The organism is Bacillus sp. S2(2024) (assembly GCF_050474045.1).
Taxonomy (GTDB): Bacteria; Bacillota; Bacilli; order Bacillales; family Bacillaceae_G; genus Bacillus_A; species Bacillus_A yunxiaonensis.
Map to the genome: position 1 here is coordinate 55,996 of NZ_JBFLUS010000005.1, position 12,347 is coordinate 68,342.

A 12,347-nucleotide genomic window follows, 5' to 3' on the forward strand; every position below is an offset into this window, starting at 1 on the left:
TGTATATCCTATACAGAGTTAGTCGACATAACGCCACATTATCAGTAGTCAATAATGAGACAAGTGAAATATCTCAATAATATCGTAGAACAAGATCATCGTTTCATTAAGAAAAGAGTACGCTCTATGCTGGGATTCAAAACGTATGAAACTGCTACTTCAATAGTACGTGGCATTGAAGCTATACATATGATGAAAAAAGGGCAAGTTCACCAAGGGATGAAGTCTGCCCAAAATCGAAAAGAATTCATTGATAAACTGTTTGGCATTGCAGCATAATCCGTAAGTTAATAGGAAATTCATGTCCTATGTTTTTTTGAAATCATCTTTGCACCAGAACCCCAAAAACCATAAATATTGGTGTAAGTTCTTATGTCTGTTGTGATAAGTACTTATTTGCATGGTTACCACTCTTTTATGTACAATGAAAGAAAAACATCATATGAGATGGGGAGAGGAAAACCCATGTCCAGCCAACAATTAGTGAATTTACGCATTGATTTTGCTTTTAAACAATTATTTGGTACAAGTGGAAATGAAGATATTTTGCTTGCTTTTTTAAATGCTATGTTACAGGATTCTTTAGAATCACCCATCGTTTCCTTGCAATTAGAAGATCCACACTTGCACCGAGAACATGAAGAGGATAAATTATCGATTTTAGATATTTCCGCTACATTAGATACAGGCACAAAGGTAAATGTAGAAATACAGTTGAATAACAATCATGACATGATTAAGAGAAGTTTATATTACTGGGGAAGGCTATATACGTCCCAGTTACAAAAGGGAATGCCATATAGTTCTCTTCACAAAACAATTACGATTAATTTGTTAAATTTCGTCATGTTTTCAGAATATGAAGCATTCCATACAACAGGAATCCTATGGAATCAACAACAACAGAAGGTATTGAGTGATGATATTGAAGTCCATATTGTGGAGATTCCGAAACTCATGCAACAATGGCGGAATGAACAAGTCAATCCCTGGGAAGATTCGTTTGTTCGTTGGTTGTTATTACTTCCAGCGAATGAGGATAAACAATTAACCCAAACATTGGAGGAAATTGCGATGAACCAAGATCCGATTTTACAAAAGGCAATGAATAAATGGGAACGTATGAGTCAAGATTCTTCTTTCCGACAAGCATACGAAGCAAGGGAAAAAGCTCTTATGGATGAGGCTGCAAAGTTTGCTCATGCTCGTAATGAAGGAAAAAGAGAGGGTATTCAAGAAGGGGTTCAGCAAGGAAGAATACAAATGATTAAAGGTATGCATGAACTTTGTGTACCAATTGAAACGATTGCTAAAGCAAGCAAGTTAAGTGTTGATGAGATTGAACGTATTCTAGAAAAAAATAATTAACAAAAAAGAAACGAAGTCAATTTGACTTCGTTTCTTTTTTAATATACCCCCTTATTAAGGCGCAGCAACTATTACTACTTTTAGGGGCCATCCTTTCCTATAATTCTACAGAAATGATAATGCTTTTTTACTTGTAGCTTTATAGCGTTGTAGCGGTGCCTCATATGCCGTTTAATAATTATTTCTGTTACCTTTATATATTTACATAATTCCCGTTAGCGGAAGTCATTTTAAATTCTTACATGTGGACTTTTTCCTTGTTCTTGTGAATAAGCCACCACACCAAAGCTAGAAATAGTATAAGGAGCGGTATTGCCTAAATAAAGAGAAGTCCTTTCCAAAAATCAAGTTCAGTACTGTCTGGAGAATCTGTTGCCATCCCACCGATAAAAAAAGCCATTGGACTTGCGAGTATATTTATCCCTAAACCGATCATTACGAATGACATGTTCGGTGAAAGTAAAGTATTAGACTACCGCTGTTGTCATTCGACTAACGTATCCGTTAGCTTAACGAACTATTGAAAAAGATGCTTTTCTAATGCTTTATAAACCCCATCTTCATCATTCGATAATGTGATATCATTTGCTATTTCTTTAATTCTCACCTAGTGCGTTTCCCATCGCTATTCCTAATCCTGCGAACTCAATCATGTCAATGTCATTACTCGATCAAGTAATACTCAATTATATTAAATGAGAATCGATAAGTTTTTTTGCGCTGTCTAAAACGGTCTCCTCCGCTGGACGAGGACTCCAGCCCAACTCCGACCTTGCTTTTTTCGAAGTGTACCGGAATTTACGTCCCAGCATTGGCACTAAAGAGGCTAGGGACGGATTGGATTTAGCGGCGCTCTTTAGCACAGAATCTGGAATAGATTGGGTCGTAATCTTTTTTCCCGCTTCTCCTAACTCTTGCTTAAGAAACTTGGCCATATCGATCATTCTCATATATCCATTGCTAGCAATATACCGTTGTCCAGATGCCTTCGGCTCAATCATCGCCCGAATATGAAGATCAACCAAATCGCGTACATCAACGATTTCGAATCCGATATTGGGATGACCAGGCCCTTCCCCCTGTACCAGCTTTTGGATCACTTCGATGGAACTCGGAACGGGAGCAGAAAGAATAGGACCAAATATAGCTCCCGGAAGAATCGTCGCTAAAGTCGTTTTGCTGGTGTGCTCCTTCATATAATCCCAAGCAGCTTTTTCGGCGATGGCTTTCGATTTGCGATAAGCATTCAGATTTTTGTCGTTCGGATCGGACCAAAACGACTCGTTGACTTGCTGGTCTTCGCTGGAAATATCAGGGGTTGCCGCAGCGAGCGAAGAAGTTATGACCACACGTTCGACATTGGCATTAACCGCCGTCCGAAGTACACGAAGTGCCCCATCGCGAGCTGGGATCACGAAAGAGTTCAGGTCATCATGATTTCCCGCAACAAGCGGAGAAGCGATATGAAGCACGTAATCCACTCCTGCCATCGCCTCGTTCCAACCCTCATCGCTGGTAAGTTCCGCTATATAAAAAGATAATGGTGAGGTATCTATTCCTATACTCGAAAGCATATTACGAACCGACAGTTCCTTTCCCTTACTTCTTACGGTGGTCCGTACTTTATATCCCCGTCTGATGAGTTCGTAAATGGCCCATCCCGCCACAAAACCAGTACCGCCAGTAACTAAAACTGTTTGTTTATTTTGCTCTTTCATACCCACATCCTCCTTGATTCGTTTCCCTTAAATATCATACTGCATGTAATGGCTTATACATCGCTTCAATAACACTTCTCCTATCCGGCATTTCCGGATTGAAATAAGTGAGAGACAATTAGCCATGCGAATCCCTAGATGATGACAACAAGCAACTTTTCTAAGCCTCATTCATCTTGTTATTGTCCTTTCATGGTTTGCCGCTGAAGTAATTATATCTTACAATAAAGATAAAAACCTGATGATTCCTGCAGGAAAATTGCCCAATCCTGCAAATTCAAAGAGAGGTGCACGAGATGGTTAACTTCGCATCTATAGACGAAGATGGGCATCAAGAGCTGCGGATGCATTTGCTGGAGCAGGTTAAGGCGCTGACGACGAACCGAATTAGTACCGACTGCAGATATCAAACACAAATTCCCTATTTAACCATGAGCAGATACAGCCGTCAGACACCGCCGATTCCCGTCGTTTTGAATCCTTCGTTTTGTCTGGTCCTGCAGGGATCCAAAAAAATCCATTCCGGGGAGCATATTCTTTTTGCAAGGGAATGCGATTTTTTGACATCCCTCATCGCTTTGCCGACAACAGCGCAAGTGAATGCAGACACATTAGATACACAACCGTATATCGGCTTGCGAATTGATCTTACGATTCAAGAACTAGCTTCCGTCATCACGGAATCCCGATTGAGAGTTCGGCTGCGCGACAAGCATTCGAATGCAGCCTTTATCGGAAGGGCCGACACGGAATTGCTCGCCTTGTTTGTTCGGCTATTGATGCTTCTCGACAAGCCCGAAGAAGAAACAATCTTCTTATCAGGATTGATCAAACAGGAAATGATCTTTAAGCTGCTGACCGGCGAGTACGGCCATCTATTCTTTCAACAGGTGTTCTTTGACCAACAAGCGGAAGGTATTGGCAAAGCCATCGCCTGGATCAAGGACCACTATGCCCGTTCCTTTACTGTGGAAGAGCTCGCTAATGCCACCAACATGAGCGTGTCCGGGTTGCATCACAAATTCAAAGCCGTTACTTCAATGGGGCCGCTGCAGTACCAGAAGCAGCTTCGACTTCAGGAAGCTAGACGGCTGCTGATCAGCGGCCAAATGAATGTAACCAATGCCGCTTTAGAAGTAGGTTACGTAAGCTCCTCGCAATTTAACCGGGAATACCGCCGCCTGTTTGGTCTCTCTCCCCTGCAAGATGTCAAAGAGGTGAAACGACAGGCCAGCGAAGGGAGTAATCGAATATGGTGAACCGGGTTCATTCCGCTGAGGCGTTATCTTGAAGCTATTCTTCCCGTTAGTCTAACGCTATCGCCAGTCTAATACTTCATTTTTCAGTCTAGTGGTTTATTTTCTTTTAACATGACAGATTTTCAGCCTTAATTTTTGGTGAATCAGCCCTGATAATTACGAATATTGCAGTGCCGATTATAAGAAACAGTAATCCCAAATAAAACACAAAATAAATTCCATAATATCCCTCCATGATTTTGATTGCACCATCAGTAGGGACAATCTTGTGCAAATTCGGATGAATATCCTGAGCACGCGCTTTGCCATCAGTATCCCAAAAAGAACTTGTAGTGATTGCTACAAGTTCTTTTTGTTAAACTCCATTTTGTTTGTTATTAACTATATTAAGACGTTTAAAAAGATTCTTAGTGTAGCTTTGAAATAAAGTCGTACTGTTTATAAAAAAGATGTACCGTTTTAAAGAAAGTTATACCGTTTACTAAAAAGTTGCACTGTTTTATTCCTTTTCGATTAAAGAATTCTAAATGAGTTTTAATCAAACTTTTTTATAAAACGAAATGTTCATTCAAGAAGAAAAGAGGCCATTTTAGTTATTCTTTTTTCAAAATGGCTTCTTTTTATTTATCGTAAAATATGGGGATTGCGAGTTATTTTTGATCAAACTTTATTTCAAAGCTACATAAAAATGTCATTTTGTTAAAGAGAAAAGGGGATTTTATCTTCTTGCTTAGTTAGTGGATTAGCGATATATTTGTATTGCTAATCTATTCATCTTTTTTCTCTCTTGCTCCGTTCTATAACGGGGCCTTTTTTATTTTTAAAGAATCAATTTCGTTGGAAAAAATAGATGTAATTTGTATACTAAAGCAGAAGTTGAAGTAGTAAAGCTTCACACATTGATTTTGAGTGTAGTACAATCGATTTATTAAATGAATAAAGCCCATCGTATTGTCGTACAACAGGCTTCAAAAGGTGATGAATACATAAGTTACTGCGGCTTGTTCTTAACTCATGGTCGTTATAGGGATACAGCCGAGATAGGTGTAAAAATAAGTCATAGGCTTACTTTTATTTCCAACATACGACCTATTGAACTAATAAATAGGGGTGATAACAGGGTAGCTGGTACTACCCACCTTAACGTGAAGTGGTGAAGAAAAAAACTTTGTATCGTAGGAAATATATACAGAATAAGAATCTAAGTATGTACTTTCAGGTGAAGGGAGAAATCTCATGAATAAATTTGTAAATGACAAGTTTTATGAAACCAGAAATAACCTATTAGAGGAGATTACTTTATTGAGTGATGCTCAATTCAATAGTAAGCCAGATATGAATAAATGGAGTATAGCACAAGTTTGTCACCACTTAGTCTTATTAGATGAGAGAGCTATAAAAGTTATTTCATCTGGATTAAAAGAGATTGATAGTACCCAAAAAGAGCGTCAAGAAATTCACTCTATATTATTAGATAGAACGAAAAAATTTACAGCTCCGGAAACCCTTGAACCAAGCTTAGAACCATTTGAAGTTCAGCAAATGATTGATTTGTTAAACGATTCGAGAAAAAAATTGATGACTTTTCTTAGTACAATAGAAGATGTATCCATATTAGCGAAAAAATCAGTGAAGCACCTTGCTCTGGGAGAATTACTTCTTGATCAATGGATAGAACTGATATATTTGCATGAACAGCGTCACATAGAACAAATAAAAGAAATAAAATTACTTTGCGAAGTTGGAATGTGAAAATCTCTGTCTATTTTTCGAACGATTTGGGATAGCATCAAGGTTTAGAGTGATAAATGTCTTATAAAAAAATGTTTTAGACCACAGAAAAAAGTATTAGACTGTTAAAAAATAGTTGTAGACTGAAAAGGTGTTTTCCATACGCGAAAATACCTTTTGTTAGCAAAAAATTTCGTAAGCAGAAGTTAAATTTATCTTTTAAGAAAATCAATTGCTTGTTTAAAATCTGTATTGTCTATCTTTAAAGCTATAGCATGAGTTTTATCTGTACTTTCTGCTATCATAATTTCATGATCTTCTTCAACCCACACAAAGAAGGTTTCTTTTGATCCATCTTCAAAATTAACAATCATATGCGATCTCATTGCATCTTTAGTTTTTTGATCCAATAGTATATTCATTGGTTTACTATTTTCTATTGCTGAAACAACAGATTTAATCGTATCTTTATTTGTTGTTTTGAAAACATCGTTTTTGCTTAGGTTTTTTAACTCAATTACTGTAATTTTGTCCTTGTTCTCAAATATTACAGCATGTACCTCTGCTTTTTGCTGTTCAGATGTAGATGGTTTTGAAGAAACCACCTGATCTTCTTTTTTAGTACAACCCATTAAATTTATAGATAGCACAAAACACGTACCTAAACATATGGCTTTTTTCATTCTTTCTCTCCTTATTTTAGGAACTAAAGTATAAAATTTTGTACTCATGTGAAGTGAACATAATATCTCATTATACGTAGTAAACAAAGAGACTAGTACTTATTCATCAAGAATTAAGCATTTTTTGAAAGCCTTATAGGGGTCACCATATCATTCTGGGAAAATTGTACGCTAAAGGCTACAAAACCTTATCATTAAAGGATTCTCAAAGATAAATACATGTTCAGAAAGATAAAAATCCAAGTTTAATTGAACATTGATTTATTTACAGACTTTATGAACACGATTATAGTTAGAAAACGTTGATATTATTGAGTTTCATCCTCTATTCATAAACATAAGATTTTCTGGACAAATATGTCTAAACGTACAATTTTCCCAGAATGATATAGTGACCCCTATATGTACAACGAAAATTAGCTTTGTTATTTTTGAAGGTTCTCAAAAAAGACAATTCTATTTCCGAATGGGTCGCGAATGCAAACTTCCCAAGAATTCCAAGGGGTTGTTTCGATGCCAGGACGAGCATATTTGTATTTCTTTGATATAAGGTTTGAATGGAGTAACTCTAAGTTTTCTACTTCAATTCTTAAAGCACCTCCAGGACAGCAATCTCCATGATGTTCTGAAAGATGAATAATACAATTTCCATAAGAAATTTGCATATATAAAGGTAGACCATCTTCAAATCGATGCTCCCAATCTACCTCAAATTCCAAAAATGTTAAATAAAATTCTTTAGCTTTTTCCTCATCAAAAATACGCAGGATTGGAGTAGGGTTTTTCATAGTTATTTTAGATGTGCTCATTTTATACACCTTCTTTTCTATATTTATTTTAATACTAAATTACTACTTATTAACTATTTTATAGCATTAGTTCCTAAACCTGAAAAAGCTAAAAGTTCCGCAAGGAACAGGTAGTATTTTTTGTTCCATACCTACACAAAAAATCTCCACCTTTTGTTTTTTACTGCTCCACTTCGTTACTGCAGTAAAAAACAATCCTTGCAAAACTTTTTTCGGCTCGATTCGCTTTTTTCGCCAAGCCGAAGGACAAAAAGCAAAGCAATGTTTCTCGACTTGGACTAGCAATTATACGAGCCGAACCGCTTAGATCATTCGTTCAAAAATAGTTCTTACTCAAAATGTTGATACGTTTAGTACGTGGGGTTTCGTCCCCACACGACGAGCCAGCACTCCAAACAAAAAGCAAGGAAACCCCTAAATTCGTTTAATTTATTTTTAATTATAAATACGGTAAGTGAAATTTTATATTTATTCTTATGAAAAAACTAAATTAGGCATACGGCAACCATTCGTTACTTTTGGAGCCACTCAAAAAATGTACTAAATAAGCCTACTTTTTTAGTTTTTTGTATTCGGTAAAGTGAAATTAAAGTTAGAAATTACGTGTTCGGTAAAGAAAACTACTGACTTTTTATTGAATAACTATACCGAATTCATATTCGGTATAGCAAAACACCTTAAAAGCTATGAAAATTGCCGAGTGGCTCATAAAAGAAGGAATGGTTGCCGTACCCCAGATTGGACTTTTACCAGCAAACAGTGGCCAGCTTAGCTAGACATGCTAATAAAAAAACAGGCTCACCTGCAACAAGTGAAACCTGCTTAAAATCAAAAAGGATTCCTACATAAACTATTCATTTTAACTTCTGGACTTCAAATTGAAAAAATTGAATAGTTCTATATTTTTATTAAATGTTTTTGCACCAGATTCAGTAAAGTTACTCCCACCCTTGTTCCTTCCGATATTTTAATCGTTCTTCTGAATTTAATACAATAGCCTTATCAGGTCTTTTAATTTCTGGTTGGAGAAGTTTATCTAAATAACTAGGATCCGGATTAACATTCCACGGCCGTAATCCATAATATGCTTCCGCTAAATCATTTAATATTCCTGATGAAAAACTTCCAGAACTTATAGGTTGTATTGCACAATTCACTTCTTCATTACCTATTATCTTCCATTTATGACTATCCAAGTGTATAGGAATGATTGTAAGTAATGTAATCTTCCTCTGATTTACAATCTCTTCGGGTGAAAGTATATCTGTAGTTCTTATATCAAATAACGTACAAGTTGGAAAGCTGTATTCCTTCGACAAGACTTGCCCAAATGTATAACTTCCATCTGTTAGTGTTATAACAAACACATCACCGATTTTCCATTTTTGCTTTTTTGGACGTTTATACGAAATTAACTGATCTTGAATCAAATTTTTATCATCCTCTGATATAGGACAATTTATTAATTGGTTAATGTATTCAGCGACTATATACATCAAGTCCGGTTTACTAATCGATATAGTCACATAGTTACTCTCTTGGTCGAAGCTAATTCTCTTATACATTTTTTGATCTAAATAGCTTTTCAATTCTTTTTGCAAGATTTTTTTAGCTTCAGCATTTGTTTCCACTCCTAATAACTCAGCAAAATCTTCAGAAATAAAAAAGTATGAAATACTTGCATCTGGCAATTGAATTTCAATAGCTCCAAATTTTATTTTACTCATAATCCACCTCGGTTACATTATATATTGCATTTCCCCTGCATTCTATGCAATCATCCAAATAATAAATTAAACTCTATATCTCTTCCATTTTTTACGGCTTATTTCATATCTAGAATTTTCTAGTCTCCCCCCGTGGCGTTGAATGCCCCCTAACCTGTTAATCCATTTTTGTTCATACCTTCGTGCCTGTCTTCCTGGTTTTACATGCGTTAAAACGCGAAACTCATAGTTAGCTTGATTTTTCTTTGCATGTTCTACCTGTCTTTTCACATATCTTTCATATGATTTTGCTCTTCCTACATACAATTTACCTGTGTCTAAATTTTTCCTCAAATAAACTACAGCTGTTCTTGCACTTTTTTGAGCTACTTTTCTGGCTGCATAACGCTCAGCATAACTTATAGCAATAATTACGTCAAAATGTTCAAAAGGCGCTAAACCGCGGGGAAAGTTATCATAAATTACGTCGGACTGTCTCTTTTGCAAACTTTGGGAAACTTCGTTTCAAGACTGAACAAGATCAGCAGATCTGGAATGAATGTAGTAGGTTGCTAACCAATTGTATTATTTACTACAATGCGAGCATATTATCGAATTTATCAACAAAATCTCAGAATAAAGGTATCGAGATGAACATACTAAAGTATATTTCACCGGTCGCCTGGCAACATATCAATTTTTATGGCCGTTATGAATTTAGCAAATCCCCAACAGTAGTAAATTTAGAGACAATCTTTGAGGGCATCAATGAAGATGATATTTTAACCCGATTGGCGCAAGAGCGTTCACTTGAAGAAGAATAAGACAAAATATAATTTGGTATATTTTGTCTTATTCCCCTTTTTCGGGGGATGGGTAAAAATACCCTATATAATTTCTTTGGCAAAGAATATTTTTTATTTATATCTTCAAAAATACCTTCTACTCTATATTCATATATATTATTATGTTTAAATTTAACTGACCTTTCATGTTTTAACCTTTCTATAAACCATGCAAGTTTGCCATTATAATTTGTTGCACTTTTATAAATCTGTACTCCATAAAATGATGTGATTACAACAATAATGATAATAGAAATGTATTTCCATGCAGTTAAATTAATTAATTTTTTAGATTCATATTCTCTATCTTTTATGATTCGAATTGTAGTAAATGTAGTTATAGATATAAAAAATACTACACATAATAATAAAATGTAAATATTATAATTCATTCTTCCATACTTACAGAATGAAGCTAACTCATAACAAAAAATCCAGTATCCAATTATTAATATTGGATTTGTTAATAATGATATAAATATCCTTTTTGCATTTCCCCTAAATATGTAAATCACTCCTAATCAAATTTATTAATTATATTTATCCATATAAAGTATACTTCGTTTTACCAAATATTTGTATAATCCTTTAATCATCCTATTACTTAATTACATACGAACGAAAGTTAAAGTAATCGGAATTGATATAGTAATGAAAAGCAAATGAAAAAGTTCTTTTACACTTGAAGGCAGTTAACCTTCTTAAGTTGATGGGCATGTATGGTGAGGCCTATCAGCTAACCTAGGGTATCCTTTAACACTGTTTATATGGTGTCCAACAAATCCCTTTGCTTTTCCTGTACTAACAATTTCATATTTTCAAATACAAAACGTAACAAAAACCAACGCTTATGTTACAAATATCTTCGGAAAATAACTTCTGATAAATGGTGTATCCCTGTAACCTAATTTTGCACGTATCTTGACTGAACCCCATCACAACTAAAAATATCCCTTTAGCCAAGATTTTTGTAATCATTTTTATGGCCAAAGGGATATTAAATACAAATCTATTTATAATTTATTTACACAATATCAATACTCTATCCAAGATTAATTTTGTCTAATACTTTCTTATACAACCAATGCTTTTCACTTGTAAGTAGATTATTTTCCTTTTTTTGAATAAACCTTAAAACTTCTCTTACCTCTTCTGAATCAGAAAATTTCAAAAGAAATTTTATTGCGTCTACAAAGGGAGAAGGTTCCATTTGTACTTTTCTTTTACGCATTACAAGCTTTTTTACATACTCACAAACAATAGTAAGTGCTCTTTCATCCCCATGTCTTTTCAGCGCATTCATAGCATATGCTTTTGTATTTGCTGAACGATGTGTTAAAGCTTCCATGAAGACAGGAGTATGATTAACATCTCCTAATTCATTTAATGCATAAATCGCAGCACATCTAACATCATCCTTATCATGATAAATCAACTTAGTAAGGTAAGGAATAACTTTCATAGTCCCTATTTGCCTTAGAGATGCACAAGCATATACTAAGTCATATTGGTCATTAGAAGACGTAATTACTTCAATAAGGATATCTTCTACTTCTTTAGGAGAACATTTTCCTAAGGCTAGAATTGCTTCATGTCTAATTTCACTCCTCTTATCCCTAACAAAATTAATAAGAGAGGTAGAATTTTTTATACTAACTTGTTGATTCAAACATTGTAATAAACTTTCTAAAACATAACGATTAGATTCATGCTCCAGTTGTTCTGCTAAAAATTCTACAATACTTGTGTTGTTAAGAGAAACTGCACCAATACCCAAAAGCGTATATAAAAATTCTTTGACTTCTATATTTTTCTCTTTTACTACTAGAGATTGTAAATAAGGTACAAGCGTAGCGTCATTAATTTTCTTGGGTAATAAACGACTATATTCTTCTCCCTCTCTTATTCCATTTATAATTTTATCCAATTCTTGTTGATTCAAATTAACATCTCCTTCACTTGAAACCTGTACATATCTTAAATGATTTTTCAGTATTAGAGATAATATACTCTAGGTAATAAATGCTTAATATTTTCACATTAAAAGCTTCTATGGTGAATACTATAAGAAATCCCATTTTTCTTTAATAATCTTTGTACAGTTCTTGTTGGTCCTACTTTTCCGGTATGAGAGCTAGTATAAAAATGCCAGTGGACACGACTAGCCTTATTATTATTTAAAATCCAAGCATCTTTTCTAATTTGGTTCCTCACAAATCGACTAGCTG

At 34.9% G+C, this 12,347-nt stretch carries 11 protein-coding genes and 4 pseudogenes; 5 read left to right on the top strand and 10 right to left on the bottom strand.

The genetic code is table 11. The annotated features are described in order from the left end of the window. Positions 1–54: 54 nt before the first annotated feature. Both AB1284_RS25185 and AB1284_RS25190 read left to right on the top strand, forming a co-directional pair. A pseudogene (locus tag AB1284_RS25185) lies at positions 55–279 on the top strand (DDE-type integrase/transposase/recombinase); the annotation flags it as partial. A 186-nt stretch (positions 280–465) separates the two neighbouring features. Next, positions 466–1,368, top strand: coding sequence for an Rpn family recombination-promoting nuclease/putative transposase (locus AB1284_RS25190; RefSeq protein ID WP_429761933.1), 903 nt, complete (start codon positions 466–468; stop codon positions 1,366–1,368). Between the two features lie 238 nt (positions 1,369–1,606). On the opposite strand, the pseudogene AB1284_RS25195 reads toward AB1284_RS25190, so the two are convergent. From AB1284_RS25195 to AB1284_RS25205, 3 genes and pseudogenes are all read right to left on the bottom strand, one after another. After that, a pseudogene (locus AB1284_RS25195) lies at positions 1,607–1,819 on the bottom strand (hypothetical protein); the annotation flags it as partial. Positions 1,820–1,964: 145 nt separating this feature from the next. Beyond that, the gene (locus tag AB1284_RS25200) at positions 1,965–2,021 is read right to left on the bottom strand and encodes a hypothetical protein (RefSeq protein WP_429762108.1); all 57 of its coding nucleotides are present in this window, start codon (positions 2,019–2,021) and stop codon (positions 1,965–1,967) included. A gap of 33 nt (positions 2,022–2,054) precedes the next feature. Then, a complete protein-coding gene (locus tag AB1284_RS25205) occupies positions 2,055–3,086 on the bottom strand; it encodes an SDR family oxidoreductase (RefSeq protein ID WP_429761934.1) in 1,032 nt (343 codons plus the stop codon). Positions 3,087–3,382: 296 nt separating this feature from the next. Between AB1284_RS25205 and AB1284_RS25210 the strand changes: the two genes are divergently transcribed. Next, positions 3,383–4,345 (top strand): AraC family transcriptional regulator, encoded by a 963-nt coding sequence (locus AB1284_RS25210; protein WP_429761935.1) that lies wholly within the window; start codon positions 3,383–3,385, stop codon positions 4,343–4,345. Positions 4,346–5,581: 1,236 nt separating this feature from the next. After that, entirely contained in the window at positions 5,582–6,097 is a 516-nt protein-coding gene (locus tag AB1284_RS25215) for a DinB family protein (protein WP_429761936.1), read from the top strand. A 191-nt stretch (positions 6,098–6,288) separates the two neighbouring features. Here AB1284_RS25215 and AB1284_RS25220 read toward each other — a convergent pair whose 3' ends face one another. The 4 genes from AB1284_RS25220 to AB1284_RS25235 all read right to left on the bottom strand — a co-directional run bounded on the left by AB1284_RS25220 (position 6,289) and on the right by AB1284_RS25235 (position 9,781). After that, positions 6,289–6,759 carry a hypothetical protein gene (locus tag AB1284_RS25220; RefSeq protein WP_429761937.1) on the bottom strand — a complete coding sequence of 157 codons (471 nt, stop codon included), beginning with the start codon at positions 6,757–6,759 and terminating at the stop codon, positions 6,289–6,291. Between the two features lie 425 nt (positions 6,760–7,184). Then, positions 7,185–7,568: a glyoxalase superfamily protein gene (locus tag AB1284_RS25225; RefSeq protein ID WP_429761938.1), complete on the bottom strand. Its 384-nt coding sequence runs from the start codon at positions 7,566–7,568 to the stop codon at positions 7,185–7,187. 938 nt (positions 7,569–8,506) lie between these two features. Then, positions 8,507–9,295, bottom strand: coding sequence for an Imm26 family immunity protein (locus tag AB1284_RS25230; protein ID WP_429761939.1), 789 nt, complete (start codon positions 9,293–9,295; stop codon positions 8,507–8,509). 66 nt (positions 9,296–9,361) lie between these two features. Then, positions 9,362–9,781 (bottom strand): hypothetical protein, encoded by a 420-nt coding sequence (locus tag AB1284_RS25235; protein ID WP_429761940.1) that lies wholly within the window; start codon positions 9,779–9,781, stop codon positions 9,362–9,364. On the opposite strand from AB1284_RS25235, the pseudogene AB1284_RS25240 reads away from it, so the two are divergent. Then, a pseudogene (locus AB1284_RS25240) lies at positions 9,706–10,098 on the top strand (Tn3 family transposase); the annotation flags it as partial. The gene AB1284_RS25235 and the pseudogene AB1284_RS25240 sit on opposite strands and share 76 nt — an antisense overlap. A gap of 65 nt (positions 10,099–10,163) precedes the next feature. On the opposite strand, the pseudogene AB1284_RS25245 reads toward AB1284_RS25240, so the two are convergent. The 3 genes and pseudogenes from AB1284_RS25245 to AB1284_RS25255 form a co-directional block, all read right to left on the bottom strand. Further along, positions 10,164–10,634 (bottom strand): annotated as a pseudogene (locus AB1284_RS25245) (WD40/YVTN/BNR-like repeat-containing protein); the annotation flags it as partial. 186 nt (positions 10,635–10,820) lie between these two features. Next, complete coding sequence (locus tag AB1284_RS25250; RefSeq protein ID WP_429762109.1) at positions 10,821–10,928, bottom strand: hypothetical protein; 108 nt, start codon at positions 10,926–10,928, stop codon at positions 10,821–10,823. A 233-nt stretch (positions 10,929–11,161) separates the two neighbouring features. Then, the gene (locus AB1284_RS25255; RefSeq protein WP_429761941.1) at positions 11,162–12,061 is read right to left on the bottom strand and encodes a HEAT repeat domain-containing protein; all 900 of its coding nucleotides are present in this window, start codon (positions 12,059–12,061) and stop codon (positions 11,162–11,164) included. Positions 12,062–12,347: the final 286 nt, after the last annotated feature.

Excerpts from the sequence above, each read along its gene's own strand:
- AB1284_RS25190 (WP_429761933.1), top strand. The coding sequence starts at position 466 with ATGTCCAGCCAACAATTAGTGAATTTACGCATTGATTTTGCTTTTAAA.
- AB1284_RS25205 (WP_429761934.1), bottom strand. The coding sequence starts at position 3,086 with ATGAAAGAGCAAAATAAACAAACAGTTTTAGTTACTGGCGGTACTGGT.
- AB1284_RS25210 (WP_429761935.1), top strand. The coding sequence starts at position 3,383 with ATGGTTAACTTCGCATCTATAGACGAAGATGGGCATCAAGAGCTGCGG.
- AB1284_RS25215 (WP_429761936.1), top strand. The coding sequence starts at position 5,582 with ATGAATAAATTTGTAAATGACAAGTTTTATGAAACCAGAAATAACCTA.
- AB1284_RS25220 (WP_429761937.1), bottom strand. The coding sequence starts at position 6,759 with ATGAAAAAAGCCATATGTTTAGGTACGTGTTTTGTGCTATCTATAAAT.
- AB1284_RS25225 (WP_429761938.1), bottom strand. The coding sequence starts at position 7,568 with ATGAGCACATCTAAAATAACTATGAAAAACCCTACTCCAATCCTGCGT.
- AB1284_RS25230 (WP_429761939.1), bottom strand. The coding sequence starts at position 9,295 with ATGAGTAAAATAAAATTTGGAGCTATTGAAATTCAATTGCCAGATGCA.